This window comes from Heliomarina baculiformis (assembly GCF_019966545.1).
In the GTDB taxonomy this organism is placed as follows: Bacteria; Pseudomonadota; Alphaproteobacteria; order Rhodobacterales; family Rhodobacteraceae; genus Heliomarina; species Heliomarina baculiformis.
Genome location: NZ_JAIMIC010000001.1, coordinates 538076 through 551438 on the forward strand (window position 1 = coordinate 538076; position 13363 = coordinate 551438).

Sequence of the window (13363 nt, forward strand, 5' to 3'; positions counted from 1 at the left end):
AGAGCGACGATCCGATCCTTGCTGAAAGCCGATCTAGGCAGGTGTTGGCACCGCGCTGCTGTTGCGACGGATGAAACGGGCGAGCGTTTCCAGATCGTTGGGGAGTTTCGTGACCTGCTCGGGGAGCGTTTCGCGGTCCTGCTGGCCGGGAGGCAGCTTGGCCACCCTGCCTGTCGCCTGCTGCACCGTTTCGGAGAACTTGATCGGATGCGCGGTCGACAGGGTGATCATAGGGGTCAGCCCGTCGTTGAACTGCTCGGCGACATGCAGGGCGACGGCGGTATGGGGATCGCAGAGATAGCCGGTCTCGCTATAGCAAGAAAGGATGCGCGCCGATGCCTCGGCCTGCGTGGCGCGACCTGCGTCGAAGATTTTGCCAATGGTGTCGCGCAGCGCTTGCGGCAGTTCGTAGGCGTGGCCGTCGGCGAGATCAGCCATTAGCCGCGCAACCAGCGTGGCGTCGTGCCCGGAGGCCTCAAACAACAGACGCTCGAAGTTCGAGGAAATCTGGATATCCATCGAGGGCGTATTGGTCGCGACCACGTCGCGCAGCGCGTGATCGCCGGTGCTGAGCGTGCGGGTCAGGATATCGTTTTCGTTGTTTGCGATGACGAGGCGATCAACGGGCAGGCCCATCAGATGCGCGGCATAACCTGCGTAGATATCGCCGAAATTCCCGGTAGGCACACAGAAGCTGACCTTGCGATCCGGCGCTCCGAGAGCCGTCGCAGCGGTGAAGTAATAGACCACCTGCGCCATGATTCGGCCCCAGTTGATCGAGTTCACCGCCGAGAGATTAAACCCCTCGCGCAGGTCGGGGCGGGCAAAGAGCGCTTTCACGAGGTTCTGACAATCGTCAAAGCTCCCATCGAGCGCGATGGCGTGGCAGTTGGGGGCGTTCAGCGTGGTCATCTGGCGGCGCTGAAACTCTGAGACCTTGCCATGGGGATACATGAAGAACACATTGACACGTTTGCTTTCACGAAAGGCGGCAAGCGCCGCACCGCCGGTATCGCCGGAAGTGGCGCCGACGATGGTCAGACGCTCTCTGCGTTCCGCCAGCACGTGGTCGATAAGCCGCGCGAGAATCTGCATGGCAAGATCCTTGAAGGCGAGCGTGGGACCGTAGAACAGTTCGAGCAGCCAGTCGTTCGGGCCAAGCTGCACCAGCGGGGTCACCGCCGGATGGGTAAAACCGGCATAGGCGTCTTCGATCATCTGTTGCAGGTCGTCCCGCGCGATTTCGCCGCCGGTGAACTTTTCCATCACGGCAAGGGCGACCTCGGCATAGGGACGACCGCGAAAACCGGCGATTTCTTCGGGGGTGAAGCGCGGCCAAATGTCGGGGACGTAGAGACCGCCATCGCTGGCCAGCCCGGTCAAAAGGGCCTCTTTGAAGGTGAGATCGCGGGCTTTGCCACGGGTCGAGACGTATTTCATCGGTTTTCCCAATCGAGGCTGAGGGTCAGGCCTGCCGGGCCATGTCCAGCGAGCGGGCGTGTTCGAGGAAGGCAAAGAGCGCGAGATCGAAATGGTCTGGTTGGTTGAAGAACGGAGCGTGACGGCCGTTCGGGATGTCCTGCGGCGCGCCGCGCCAGATATTGCCGTACTTAAGCCGCGCGATGTAGTCGTGGTTGAGGAAGGGGTCGTCGCTGCCGTTCAGAATGGCGAAAGGGATCTTGCCTTCGGACAGGATGCGCATCTGCCGGGGCCAGTCGATCACGCCGAGACGCGACAGGGCGTAAACCCGAGCGCGGCCATCGGTGCGGCGCAGGTTACGGTGGAGAAAGGCGGATTCTTCCGAGATCGGGGCAGTCGCGCTATTGGCGTAGTTCGTGGCCTCGGTGCGCGAGAAATACTGCTTGCCCGAGAGAACGAGATGCGAGTCCGGGTTGTAGCCGCGTCCGAAGTCATCCGGCACCATGTTGAGCGGCGGTGTGCCCGATATGGCGAGCGCCGTAACCGTGACACTGTCGCGCGCGGTCAGTTCCATCGCGACATAGCCGCCAAGTGACCAGCCAAAGATAGAGACCTCGGAGACTCCGCAATCGGCAAGGACCTCTTCGGCAATCTCGGCATAGGCCGAGATGTTGTAGCTTTGCTCGGGGTCGGCATTCGCTGAAACACCGTGGCCCGGATAGTCAAAAGAGATGACGCGATAGCTGTCGGCAAAGCTGCGGAACTGCTTGTGAAACGCTTCTTTGCAGGCGGAGTTTCCGTGGAGCAGAAGCAGGGCCGGTTTGTCGGCATCCCCGGTATCGGCGACAGAGATCAGACCGTGGGACGTTTGCAACATGCGTTCCTGCGCACTGGTCATCGCCTCGCGCGTGGCGGTTTCGCGGCGGCGCAGGCGGGCTATGGCGGAGGAACGCAGGTTGTCCGCGACTTCTCGCAGTTCCTGCAAGGCCGCCCAGAGACCGCCGGGGTAAAAGACCACGACCAGCACGATGGCAAGCGCGATGACGATGTTCTGCCAGGCGCCGAACCCGGCCAGCCATTCCGAGAGGATCGAGACCGCAAAGGCGGCGACGACCGGTCCCCATATCGTGCCGGTGCCGCCGACAAGCAGTATCGACAGCAGGAGCGTCAGGAAGCCCATGCCGAAGGCATCGGGCGAGGCGACGCGCAGGTAGGCGGCATAAAACGCCCCGGCGATCCCGGTGAAGACCGCGCTGGCCATGAGGGTGAGCGCGCGGGTGCGCGCCTCGGATATGCCGCGGGCGATGGCGTAATACTTGTTGTCGCGTAGTGCGACGGCGGCGCGGCCCAGACGCGAACGGGTGACGTAGTAGAGAAAGGCCAGATTGGCAGCGAGCAGGCCCAGTCCGAGGAAGTAATAGCCTATGCGCCCGTCCTTGGAGAGGCGATAGTCGCCGATCTGAAGGGTCGGCAGCGTGACCATACCCGAGGTGCCGCCGGTCACGTCAGACCATGACACCACGACAAGATAGATGAGCTGACCGAAGGCGATGGTGACAAGGATGACGTAAACACCGTCGAGCCTCAGCACCGGGAGGGAGATCAGCAGCGCGACGAATGCTGCTGTGCCCCCGCCCGCGAGGATCGACAGCCAGGGCGAAAAACCGAGCGTCTTGGCGAGTATCGCGTAGGTATAGATCCCCACCGCGAAGAGCGCCACATGGGCAAAGTTGAACAGCCCGCCATAGCCGAGGCTGAGATCCCAGCTTGTCGCGACGATGGCAAAGACAAAGGCGAGGATCAGCACGTGGCGGAAGTAGGTGGCCTCGAAGACGAAGGGGAAGAGGACCAGGACCGCAAAGGCAAGGATCAGCGGCAAGAGGCCTTGGGTCTTGTGAATGGGGGGATCGTAGCGCATGTCAGAGGGTCCTTTGGTATTTGCCGAAAAGCCCTTCGGGCTTGATCAGCAAGACCACGATCATCGTGAAGAACAGAACGGCGGGCGCCCAGTAGAGGCCGACGAAATAGATCGAAAAGGCCTCGAGCAGGCCGATGATGAAGGCGGCGTAGATCGGGCTGGAAAAGCGCGCGACACCGCCGAATATCACCACGATCAGGGCCTTCATCAGGGGTTCGCTACCCATGGCCGGGTTCATGAAACGGATGGTGCCGATGAAGACGCCCGCCAGACCGGCAGTCACGGCAGAGAGGCCAAGGACCAGCGCGAAATACATCGGCACGTTCAGCCCGAGCAATTGCGCGGCTTCGCGGTTCTGCGAGACAGCCCGCATCGCACGGCCCGGACGGGAATAGCGCAGGAAGGCCCCTACCCCGACAAGGATCGCCAGCACCAGCACCAGCAGGATGATTTCGCTGAACGCGAGGTGAAAGCCGCCGATGGCCAGCTCGCCCTCGGCCATTTTCGGGATCTGCTTGGAGCGAGGGCCCCAGATCACCAGAAGCAGGTTTTCGAGGATGGCGGAGCCTGCAAGCGTGGTGATCACGGTGATCAGCACCACATCGGAACGGCGTTCGAACGGTTTCACGAGGGTGAGGTGGAGAAAGGCACCGATGGCGAACATCACCAGCGACGTGGCGATGATACCCAACGCCAGCGGCCAGCCAAAGGCGTCAGTTGCCGAGAATTGCCAAGCGACATAGGCGCCGAGCGCGATAAAGGCGCCGTGGGCGAAATTGAAGATGCCGAGGGTGGTCCAGACCAGCGACAGCCCGGTTGCCATCAGAGCATATAGAGCCCCGAGCACGATGCCGCCCTTGATGATCGAGAAGAGGGTTACAGGATCCATCAGTGTTGATCTCCGAAAAGGATGGCCATCAGACCGTCGTGGTCGGGCATTTCCTCGCGGCTCATGCGACCCGAGATGCGGCCGTGATCGAAGAGGTAAAGCGTGTCGATGATCTGCCCGAGGAAGGCGACGTCCTGATCGATCAGGATGATCGGCAGGCCGGTTTCCTTGACCGTGAGAATGGCCGCGCAAAGCTCGGCGCGGATTTTCGGCGAGAGGCCAAGGGTCGGCTCATCGAGGATCAGCAGGCGCGGTGCGGACATCAGCCCGGCGGCGACCGAGACCATCTGGCGTTCACCGCCCGACAGGAAGCGGATCTTGTGATCGTTGCGTTCAGCGAGGCGCGGGAAGAGCGATTGGACCTCGGTCAGTGACCAGCCCTTGCGGCCCCGCGCGGCGGTGGTCGAGATCGACAGGGTTTCGGCAACCGTCAGTTCGGGAAACAGAAGGTTGCCCTGCTGGACGTGGATCAGACCGGCGCGCGCCACCTGTTTCGGGTCCATCCGGCGGCGGGTGACGGCGTCGTAGTTGAAATTGCGCCATTTCCGGCTGCCGCGTTCGCCGGGGCGGTTGAGCCGCTGGCCGTCAAAGACGATCTCGCCGCTCCACGGGTCGATGAGACCGCTGAGCGTCTTGAGAAAGGTGGTCTTGCCGTGGCCGTTCGGCCCAAAAATACCGATGCTTTCGCCCTTGGCCACGGTGAGGCTGATGTTGCGGAAAATCTTGATCGGGTCATAGCCCGACGAAAGACCGCGAACGGACAGGATAGGATCACTCATGGCTGGCTCCGAGATAGGCGTCGACCACTTCTGCCTGTTTGATCACCTCGGCAGGCAGGCCGTTGGCGATCACCCTGCCCTGATCCAGCACGAGGAGCCGATCCGAGACCTCCATCAGCAGGGAGAGGACATGTTCGATGAGAACGACTGTAATGCCGGTGCCGCGAATGGTCAGGATGATCTCTTTCATTCGTTCGATTTCGGGGCCGGTGAGGCTTGACGCGGGTTCGTCCATCAAGAGAACACGGGGGCGAAGAGCGAGGGCGCTCGCGATCATGAGTTGCTTGCGGTAAAAAATCGGGACGGAATCCGCCGCCATATTCTGCATGGTCGAGGGGAAGCCCACGAGGGTCAGCACCTCATCGGCGCGGGCGAGTTGCTGTTCGAAGCTGAGTTTCGGCGCCTGGCTCTCGACCGCCACCAGCACGTTGTCGATGGCGCTGAGCGATCCGAACACGTTTTCCCGCTGAAAAGTGCGCGCGATGCCGGACAGCGAGATTTCGTGGGCACGGCGGTTATGCGCGGGTTTGCCATCGAGTTCGACGGTTCCGGCGGTCGGACCGAAGGGGACCTTGGTGATGATATTGAAGAGTGTGCTCTTGCCGCTGCCGTTGGGTCCGGCGACACCAAAGATCTGGCCCTGCATGACGTCAAAGCTGACATCGTCGACCGCTTTGAGACCGCCAAAACTCTTGGAGAGGCCGCGCGCCGACAGGATGGGTGTGTTCATGGGATTTTCCAGGCGAAATGACCTGCCGCGCGAATGGGACACGCGCGACAGGCCGGGGTCACGGAGGGAGTTATTCGGCGCTCATCCAGGGCGGCAGGCGGAATTCGCCATTCGCATAAGCGTCGGGTTTGATCATCGTCCGTTCGCCATCCCAGAGCTGCCAGAAGGTGACCGGGACGTGATCAACGTCCTGAAGCGCCACATGGGTTTCCGGATCGAATTCGATGTTGCCCGAGGCGGTCATCTTGTTCGTTTGCCCCAGCGCCTTGCCGATCGCGTCGTGGTCGGTCGGATCGCCGACCTTTTCAAGCGCGTCGAAATAGATGTTGGTCATCTCATAGAGGCCAACCCCGTAGGTGCCGGTCTCCATACCGAAGCGTGCCTTGTAGGCCGAGACCATTTCCTGACCATGGGGCCATTTCGGCGTGTCGAGATTGCCGCCGATGAGGTTGTAGATGACACCGTTGGCCTTGTCGCCGGTCAGTTCGAGGAATTCCGGCACAGACGGCGCATATTGCAGGAAGACCAGGCTGTCGCTGGGGTTTTCGAGGAACTGGTTCAGGAACAGCGCCGAGTTGCCCGGCAGATAATCCGTGTTCACAACGAGGTCGGGGTTGGTTTCGTTGACCTTGGCGAGGATGACCTTCCAGTCGTTGACCTCGCCAAAGGGTACGAGTTCATCCACGACGATATCCCATCCGCCCTCTTCAAAGCTGGTCTTCATGCCGTCGGAGATGGTTTTGGAATAGGGGTTGTCGGAGGAGATGATCGCAACGGTCTTGTCGTCGATGGTGATCTCGCCATCTTCGCCCAGCGCTTCGACCATCGGCAGGACATCGGTTTCATACCCGGTGAAGGACGCGGTGAAGGACCAGCAGCAATTGTAGTATTCCGGGTCCTGGGAGGTGATTGCCATGAACCCCGGGCTGGGGCCGGCCGCGATGTAGGGCATGTTTTCTTCGGCCATCAATTCGACTTCGAACATCGAGAGGCTTGCGTAGCCGGTCACGATGACCTCGACCCCGTCCGTACCCAGAAGACGTTCGACCGCGGAGGAGACGTTTGCAGCCGAGTGATCCTTGACGTCCGCGACTTCGATTTCAAAGGTGTGCCCGGCGACGCCGCCCTTGGCATTCGCTTCTTCGACGGCCCAGGTCACACCCCGGACGAATTCCTCGCCATCCGAGGCAGTGGCCCCGGTCAGCGGGGCAAGAACGCCGATTTTCACCACATCTGCCATAGCCGCACCGGCCAGCAGAGAGGCGGTGCTTGCGCTTGCAAGCAGCTGTACAATTCTTGTCATGTTTTTGTGCATCATTGCCTTTTCCCTGTAATTCAGTGCAGGCTGACGCAGAGCAGCACGCTTCTCAACTGGCAGATCTTGCAAAAACAGGGGGTGTTCTGTTCGCTTTTCGACGGGCGCAGCAGCATTCACGGGCAAGACTCCGATGGCCGCGACATTGGGACAGATCGAATTTTTCGACCGGGCGCAGGCAATGCCCTGGACCGAGATGGCGCGGGAAATCGACGCTTTCCTGGCGCGGGTCGGTCTTGATTTCTACAGCTTCCTGCCGGTCCGAAAAGGCGAATTTCCAAAGGGCGACGTGCTGCGCGGGTTGAAGACGAACTATGAGGACGACTGGGTTCAGCGCTATTGTGAGCGCAGCTACAACCAGGTCGATCCGGTCTGCGAGATGGCTGGTTCTGCCCGCAGCCCCTATCACTGGGGCACGGAGAGTTTCCTCGGCAATTTCGAGAAACGGCAGCGCCGCGTTTTCTACGAGGCGCGGGAATACGGCATCCGTTATGGGTTTTCGCTGCCGATCATCAGCGCGGATGGTGGCGTGGCGCTGGTATCGTTCAGTTCGGACAACCGCAGCACCCTGCGCGACGTGATCAAGACACAGGGCGCGATGCTGCACATGGCATCGCACCAGATCTGCGATAACCTCGTGCGTCCGCGCGAGCCGCGCGAAAGTGAGGCCAATCCGCTGTCGTCGCGCGAACGCGAGGCACTGGCATGGGTGGCACGTGGGATGACCAGCGAGGAACTGGCCGATCGCATGTTCCTGTCGGTTTCAGCGGTGAATTACCATCTTGGCAACGCGAGCCGCAAACTGAACGCGCGCAACCGGCATCACGCCGCGCTGCTGGCCCTTGCGGGCGGTTACATCTGAAGTTCCGTCAGATCGGAGGGAAGCCGAAGAGACCCTGCGGTTTTGTCACCAGCGCTTTGCGCCGGGTCTCCTCACCCAGCCAGCCGAGCACTGTGTCGGACAAGTGACTGTTGTCGGGGAATTCGGTGTCATGCCCGCCCGTGTCGCACACCAGTGGCGGACTTTGACCGGAGGGACGTATGGGACGCGCTTTGCAGCCAATCCGCGCCGCCAACCAACTGATCTTGGCCCCTCGAGGGTGACTAGCTCCAATCCTTGCAGCGCGGTCCGTCGCCGCCGAAGCCGCCGCTCGTTTAACCCTTAGCATCTGGTAAGATGGGCCGGTTCCCGACATTCACTGTCGCGCGCCTGAGCAACGGTGCTGTCTGAGTTCGCTGTCAGAGGAAAAGGGCAACCGATGACAGCGAAGCTTTTAAATGAGCCGGCCGCAGATCCAGTCAGCTGCAATACGCCATCCGTCGTGCGATCTTCGACACCTGTGCGGATCGTTTCGTCCAGAGACGCAAGCATGCGGGCGTAATCGTCCGGCAGACCCTGTGCCTCGAAACGGTCAGACAGCTCCGCGGTGGAGAGCGCGATGTGACGGATCGTCCGGCCCGTCACGTCTGACAGTATCCGGGCGGTATCCTCATAGCTCAGCGCCTCTGGGCCTGTAAGGATACGGTCATCGTTTAGCGGCTCGGCGGAGGTCAGGCAGGCCACGGCGGCGGCCGCGATGTCTTCGGCGTCGATGAAGCCTACGCGAGCCATGCCCGTGGCACTGTAGATTGCATTTTCCTCTCGGACCGTATGGGCGTGGGGCCCGTCCGAGAAATTCTGCATGAACCAGGATGGGCGCAGCACGGCCCATTCCGGGACAGTATCGGCCAGCCAGTCATGAACGCCACCCATCATCGGGCCGCCACGATCCAGCAGGGACGAACTGAGAAGTACGAACCGGCGCACCCCACGCTCGAGCGCTCTTTTGAGGATAGGACGCATGACATCGAGGTGGTCGGTGCGATCCGTCGGTGCCACGAGATAGACTGCAGAGCAGCCTTCGAACGCAGCCGCGGAGGCCGCATCCGCCCAGTCGAAGAAACGGTCCCGCGACCCTGTGGGTGTGCGGGTGCCAACGGCGAGTTCGGCTCCTATGGCCGCAAGACGCTCCACTACCCGCTGGCCTGTCTTACCCCTGCCGCCGATGACGAGAATGCGTTCACCCATTTGCCGTCTCCCCGGCATAGGCCATCGCAGCTGCCTGCGCGCCGCCGAGGGCGGACAGTGCAACCAGCGGGTTCCAGTAATCGCGATAGTGGCTGATGCGCCCGTCACGGAGGGTTACGACAGAAATATAGTCCTGGTCATAGGGCAGTCCGGTGGCAATGCCGGAGCCGTCGCAGGAGAATTCGATGATCATGGTGTCGTCCGATGGGTGAACCGCATGCAGCGTAAACTCACCCAGTCTCAGCATCGGCTGAAGCCGTGTCAGGTGATCAGCAAGGGCGGCCATGCCGTCCAGTCGTCGGGGAAGCCCCTCTGGGGCGTAGGGGAATTCAAAGACAACGTCCGGCGTGAAGAGGTCGGCAATGTCTTGGCTGGCTGTCAGGCGGGACCCGAGGGCACCGCGCAGAAGATCGGAAAAACTGTCAAACTTGTTGTTCATGGGAAAAGCTCCTATGGATGGAACGCTAGCGTATCGACCAAATAGGAGCTTAATGGATGAAACGCAACCGTTCCGACGAAAAATCCCGTCGTGCTCCGTCCGGGGCGGCCGTTCCGCGGGCCGAGTTGACAGAGGCGCTTTACCGCGCCTTCTTCGAAGAATGGGCTGAACGCGGCTTCGCCGCCCTCAGTCTTGAACGGGTTGCTGCACGTGCAGGCGCCGGAAAGGCAGCGATCTATCGACGGTTCTCATCGCGCGTGGCTTTCGCGGATGCGGCAATTTCGACGCTGGGCTTGCGGATCGCTCTGCCCGAGGCAGAGGGAACCACGTTGCAGGAGGACGTCCTCGCCTTGCTTATACTCACGCGCGCGGTGCTTCGGCATCCTCTGGTCCGCAGGATCCTACCGGATCTGCATGCCGAAGCCGCGCGATCGACCGAGATGCGCGCAATCAATGACCGGGTTGCGCAAGCAAGGCGCGAGCGGGCAGAGGATCTTCTGGACCGGTGGACGCACCGAGGCGAACTACCAAAAGACCTTGACCGGGACCTCGCGCTCGATCTGCTTGTCGCGCCGCTGTACTGGAGGATGGTCGTTCGTGGCCTTACACCGACCCAAGCGGAACTGGAGAGGCAGAGCCGCGCAATCGTCGCTGGCCTGACCGTCTGAGGAATGCCAGCCACGAAAAACGGAGGGGGGAGGAACTTCAGCTTGTAGGCAAGTTGGCTAAATCCGGATTTTCAGCGGTAAGGTGTGGCGCCCGTTCGCTTGGCCAAGCTGCCCGGCGCGCCTAGCCAACATAGACATTGGTCCAATGTCGACATTCAGTTTTTTGGAACCTGTTTCGCCTCTCACCAATCACGAATTCAATTGCAACAATGCAGAGAGATCCCGCTGCTCAGCGCCATCAAAAACAATCGATGTCTCAATTCGGTAGACCTCTTCACGTGACGAGAACTTCTCGACCACGACCCGGTGCAAATGCTTCGTATCCTGTGTAACCAATTCGACAATTGCATCGTATCTTCCGCTGATCATCCATGCTGAACGGACCTCGGGGAACTTCAGCACGTCCTGAAGGAAACTATCGAGGTTCGACTTCTCATGTTCTGACAACTGGATGAACAAGAACGCCTTCATGGAAAATCCTAGGTGGCCCAGGTCGATGTCAAGATGTGCGCCCGCGATAACTCCACTGTTGAAGAGCCGCTTGGTTCGTTCATGGACGCTGGATGGCGACAAGTCGACCGCATCAGCCAGCTCTTTGTTTGTTATCCGAGCATTCTTCGACAGGAGCGCGAGGATGCGTCGATCCGTTCGGTCAAATTCCAACTTCACCCCTTTTCACCGTAAATGCTTCGTTTGCAGGCAGGTAAACCTAACAGTATCCTGATGCCCAAGCTTAAAGCCAGATATAATTCGGCAAAGGCGTGAGGTATAAGAATAATGCAAGGAACCAAAATGTTTGAAACGAAGATTGCGATAGTCGTGCGTGATGATTTGCTGGACTGGCAAAAACTGAATGTCACTGCATTTCTGACGAGTGGCGTTCTCGGCGCGGACTCCGATCTTCTCGGCGAGCGTTATGAGGATGCGGATGGGCAGACGTATCGATCTTTGATCGTTCAGCCAATGATCGTGCTCGTGGCGGACGGAGCGGGGCTGAAAAAGATCCATTCGCGCGCACTGACCCGAGGTGTCGATATGTCGATCTATATCGAGGACATGTTCAAGACCGGCCATGACGCCGCCAATCGCGCCGCAGTTCGAGAATACGGAACGGATGAACTGAACCTCGTCGGGCTTGCCTTCCGGGAGGAGAGAAAGACAGTAGACAAGATAACCAAGGGTGCAAAGATGCACCCATGAAGATCCGCACGATGCGGTTTCAATCTGTTATTCGCGCCTCGTTGAAGAATGAGACATTTGGATTCGGATAGGATTTGCAGCGGCTCAGCGCGGCGGGCGCCAAGCAAGTCACGTTGGATGTCGCTTGCGTCCTGAAACGAACGGTCCGAGTTTGCACCGACGCTTTGGCGCGGCGTTTCGTAGTCGTTTCGCCATCGAATACGTTTGAAGTCGGGTGGAACGGCTTTGCCAGCTCGCCCCTGCCGCCATGACAATGAACGGCTTCGGAGCCTTTATTCGCGCCGCGAACCTCAATTACCTTGAACATGCTGTGGATCGTCCGGTTGGCGCATCGGGTCGTTATTCAACCGCCGGGGCGTCACCGCAAGGTTCGATCTGACATGCGCGACCCCCCGCGCGTCGATGATGGACATGCCGCATCCAGACCCATTGGTGCATTGGGTCGGCTGAGGTTTCGCCTTGGTCATATCGAGATCACACTTGAAAGATTCCCCCTTCATCCTTGCTCGAACAACTCCACAAGCATGCCCTCGTTGTCGCGGATGAAAGCGAAGCGCGATCCGCTGCCGTCTGGAACCTCGCGGGGCGGAGCGACGATCTCGACCTGCCGGCCTTGCAGATCATCCACCGCCACGTCGAGGTCGGCCACGCCAAGCGCGAGATGTCCTATCCCGCCGATGCGGAGGTTCGTTTCGGGCTGGCGCCGTTCATCCGACATCGGTGCGGCATCAGCGTTCTGAAAGAGTTCGATCCGGATGTCGCCGCGACCGATGAAGGCGGCCCGCACGCCGGGCCAGCCGTAGCTGGAGAGCAGCTCGAAACCGAGCGTCTCCCGGTACCAGGCGATGCTCGCGTCGAGGTCGCTCACGGTGGCGCCGACATGGTGAAGGCTGGAAAGGGCAATGTGTTGTGGCATATCTTTGATCTCCAATTGCGTTAGCGTGTCGGTCGTTGGAACTGGTGCCCGGGGCCTTTGGATGGGCCGAATGGATGGTCGTATCGAAAGCTCTCACCGAGGCTTCGTGCCCATTCCCGGCATGGGTCGCGCCATATCCATTTCAGATCGACGCTTTCGCCACAACGGTCCGCATCGGTACCGGGTGGCGGCCCAGAAGGCGGGCGAGCGTCGGGTCATTGCGATCAAATTCGCCAGCGCAGGCCGCGCGGAAATAACCCAGCATAATGGCGATTGCGGCATCTGGCACACCGTTCTGCCGCGCGCTGAGCTTCATCTCTTCTTCCGAGACCAACTCGCGCACGATGGTGCGGCCCGTCACCTCCGAGGCGAGCCGGGCGAGAGCCGCAAGGTCGAGTGTCTCGTTTCCGGTCAGCGGAGGCGTGATGCCATCGATCGTCTCCTCCCCTGCGAGCAACCAGGCATCGGCCTCGGCGAGGTCGTCATGGGTCGTCCAGGCGACGTTGCCATCCTCTGGGCCGGTGAGCGTTCCTTGCGCGAAACCGCGGGCGTTCATCCCAAGAGCACTCGACGCATAGAAACCGTGACGTAGTGCGGTCCATGCCAGGCCCGACTGGGCCAGCATCGCCTCGGTGGCCGCGTGATCGCGTCCGGGCGGAAAATGCGATGTCGGCGAGGCGGAGATCTGGCTCGTATAAAGTAGGCGTCCGACGCCGATTTCGCGCGCCACATCGATCGCCTTGCGATGCTGCGTGAGTGGATCGCCCCCGCTGGCCGCGGCGTTCGAGGAGACAAGCAGTACACGTTCCGCCCCCTCCCATGCGTGGCGCAGGCTGTCGGCGTCGTCGTAACTGCCGCGCCGCACGCGGATGCCGGTTGCCGCGAGATCGGCCACCTGCGCGGGGTCGCGGGTGCTGATGCGGATCCGATCGCTCGGCACCAACATTCTGAGGTGATCCAAGACCTTTCGGCCGAGCTGTCCGGTTGCGCCGGTCACGACAAGCATGGCTGTCTCCTTGATG

At 60.7% G+C, this 13363-nt stretch carries 15 protein-coding genes; 3 read left to right on the forward strand and 12 right to left on the reverse strand.

From position 1 onward, the window contains the following. Nucleotides 1-33: 33 nt before the first annotated feature. The 6 genes from thrC to MF268_RS02595 form a co-directional block, all read right to left on the reverse strand. Complete coding sequence (gene thrC / locus MF268_RS02570; protein WP_238369336.1) at nucleotides 34-1440, reverse strand: threonine synthase; 1407 nt, start codon at nucleotides 1438-1440, stop codon at nucleotides 34-36. Between the two features lie 25 nt (nucleotides 1441-1465). After that, nucleotides 1466-3337 (reverse strand): alpha/beta fold hydrolase, encoded by a 1872-nt coding sequence (locus MF268_RS02575; protein WP_238369337.1) that lies wholly within the window; start codon nucleotides 3335-3337, stop codon nucleotides 1466-1468. Nucleotide 3338: 1 nt separating this feature from the next. After that, complete coding sequence (locus MF268_RS02580; RefSeq protein WP_238369338.1) at nucleotides 3339-4226, reverse strand: branched-chain amino acid ABC transporter permease; 888 nt, start codon at nucleotides 4224-4226, stop codon at nucleotides 3339-3341. Next, a complete protein-coding gene (locus MF268_RS02585; protein WP_238369339.1) occupies nucleotides 4226-5005 on the reverse strand; it encodes an ABC transporter ATP-binding protein in 780 nt (259 codons plus the stop codon). The genes MF268_RS02580 and MF268_RS02585 overlap by 1 nt, the downstream gene beginning before the upstream one ends. Next, the gene (locus MF268_RS02590; RefSeq protein WP_238369340.1) at nucleotides 4998-5735 is read right to left on the reverse strand and encodes an ABC transporter ATP-binding protein; all 738 of its coding nucleotides are present in this window, start codon (nucleotides 5733-5735) and stop codon (nucleotides 4998-5000) included. The genes MF268_RS02585 and MF268_RS02590 overlap by 8 nt, the downstream gene beginning before the upstream one ends. 70 nt (nucleotides 5736-5805) lie before the next feature. Then, nucleotides 5806-7038, reverse strand: coding sequence for an ABC transporter substrate-binding protein (locus MF268_RS02595; RefSeq protein ID WP_238369341.1), 1233 nt, complete (start codon nucleotides 7036-7038; stop codon nucleotides 5806-5808). Between the two features lie 145 nt (nucleotides 7039-7183). On the opposite strand from MF268_RS02595, the gene MF268_RS02600 reads away from it, so the two are divergent. Next, nucleotides 7184-7912 (forward strand): LuxR family transcriptional regulator, encoded by a 729-nt coding sequence (locus MF268_RS02600; protein ID WP_238369342.1) that lies wholly within the window; start codon nucleotides 7184-7186, stop codon nucleotides 7910-7912. 300 nt (nucleotides 7913-8212) lie between these two features. Here MF268_RS02600 and MF268_RS02605 read toward each other — a convergent pair whose 3' ends face one another. Together MF268_RS02605 and MF268_RS02610 are read right to left on the reverse strand one after the other, a co-directional pair. Beyond that, nucleotides 8213-9118 (reverse strand): NAD(P)H-binding protein, encoded by a 906-nt coding sequence (locus MF268_RS02605; protein ID WP_238369343.1) that lies wholly within the window; start codon nucleotides 9116-9118, stop codon nucleotides 8213-8215. After that, entirely contained in the window at nucleotides 9111-9557 is a 447-nt protein-coding gene (locus tag MF268_RS02610; RefSeq protein ID WP_238369344.1) for a nuclear transport factor 2 family protein, read from the reverse strand. Before MF268_RS02610 ends, MF268_RS02605 begins: the two co-directional genes overlap by 8 nt. A 56-nt stretch (nucleotides 9558-9613) precedes the next feature. Here MF268_RS02610 and MF268_RS02615 point away from each other — a divergent pair, with 56 nt between their 5' ends. Continuing rightward, nucleotides 9614-10225 (forward strand): TetR-like C-terminal domain-containing protein, encoded by a 612-nt coding sequence (locus MF268_RS02615; RefSeq protein ID WP_238369345.1) that lies wholly within the window; start codon nucleotides 9614-9616, stop codon nucleotides 10223-10225. Between the two features lie 189 nt (nucleotides 10226-10414). Here the strand turns inward: MF268_RS02615 and MF268_RS02620 are convergent, their stop codons facing one another. Continuing rightward, complete coding sequence (locus MF268_RS02620) at nucleotides 10415-10888, reverse strand: Lrp/AsnC family transcriptional regulator (protein WP_238369346.1); 474 nt, start codon at nucleotides 10886-10888, stop codon at nucleotides 10415-10417. A 129-nt stretch (nucleotides 10889-11017) separates the two neighbouring features. Here MF268_RS02620 and MF268_RS02625 point away from each other — a divergent pair, with 129 nt between their 5' ends. After that, entirely contained in the window at nucleotides 11018-11425 is a 408-nt protein-coding gene (locus MF268_RS02625; protein WP_238369347.1) for a DUF2000 family protein, read from the forward strand. 290 nt (nucleotides 11426-11715) lie between these two features. On the opposite strand, the gene MF268_RS25155 is transcribed toward MF268_RS02625, so the two are convergent. The 3 genes from MF268_RS25155 to MF268_RS02635 form a co-directional block, all read right to left on the reverse strand. Beyond that, nucleotides 11716-11838, reverse strand: coding sequence for a hypothetical protein (locus MF268_RS25155; RefSeq protein ID WP_273544855.1), 123 nt, complete (start codon nucleotides 11836-11838; stop codon nucleotides 11716-11718). 83 nt (nucleotides 11839-11921) lie between these two features. Continuing rightward, nucleotides 11922-12341, reverse strand: a complete 420-nt coding sequence (locus MF268_RS02630; protein ID WP_238369348.1) for a VOC family protein — start codon at nucleotides 12339-12341, stop codon at nucleotides 11922-11924. Between the two features lie 142 nt (nucleotides 12342-12483). Next, entirely contained in the window at nucleotides 12484-13347 is an 864-nt protein-coding gene (locus tag MF268_RS02635; protein ID WP_238369349.1) for an NAD(P)H-binding protein, read from the reverse strand. Between the last annotated feature and the right edge of the window lie 16 nt (nucleotides 13348-13363).

Bases quoted from the DNA above. Each gene is read 5' to 3' on its own strand.
- MF268_RS02585 (WP_238369339.1), bottom strand. From the start codon at position 5,005: ATGAGTGATCCTATCCTGTCCGTTCGCGGTCTTTCGTCGGGCTATGAC.
- MF268_RS02625 (WP_238369347.1), top strand. From the start codon at position 11,018: ATGTTTGAAACGAAGATTGCGATAGTCGTGCGTGATGATTTGCTGGAC.
- thrC (WP_238369336.1), bottom strand. From the start codon at position 1,440: ATGAAATACGTCTCGACCCGTGGCAAAGCCCGCGATCTCACCTTCAAA.
- MF268_RS02635 (WP_238369349.1), bottom strand. From the start codon at position 13,347: ATGCTTGTCGTGACCGGCGCAACCGGACAGCTCGGCCGAAAGGTCTTG.
- MF268_RS02615 (WP_238369345.1), top strand. From the start codon at position 9,614: ATGAAACGCAACCGTTCCGACGAAAAATCCCGTCGTGCTCCGTCCGGG.
- MF268_RS02580 (WP_238369338.1), bottom strand. From the start codon at position 4,226: ATGGATCCTGTAACCCTCTTCTCGATCATCAAGGGCGGCATCGTGCTC.
- MF268_RS02575 (WP_238369337.1), bottom strand. From the start codon at position 3,337: ATGCGCTACGATCCCCCCATTCACAAGACCCAAGGCCTCTTGCCGCTG.
- MF268_RS02605 (WP_238369343.1), bottom strand. From the start codon at position 9,118: ATGGGTGAACGCATTCTCGTCATCGGCGGCAGGGGTAAGACAGGCCAG.
- MF268_RS02610 (WP_238369344.1), bottom strand. From the start codon at position 9,557: ATGAACAACAAGTTTGACAGTTTTTCCGATCTTCTGCGCGGTGCCCTC.
- MF268_RS25155 (WP_273544855.1), bottom strand. From the start codon at position 11,838: ATGTCCATCATCGACGCGCGGGGGGTCGCGCATGTCAGATCGAACCTT.
- MF268_RS02595 (WP_238369341.1), bottom strand. From the start codon at position 7,038: ATGACAAGAATTGTACAGCTGCTTGCAAGCGCAAGCACCGCCTCTCTG.
- MF268_RS02630 (WP_238369348.1), bottom strand. From the start codon at position 12,341: ATGCCACAACACATTGCCCTTTCCAGCCTTCACCATGTCGGCGCCACC.
- MF268_RS02590 (WP_238369340.1), bottom strand. From the start codon at position 5,735: ATGAACACACCCATCCTGTCGGCGCGCGGCCTCTCCAAGAGTTTTGGC.
- MF268_RS02600 (WP_238369342.1), top strand. From the start codon at position 7,184: ATGGCCGCGACATTGGGACAGATCGAATTTTTCGACCGGGCGCAGGCA.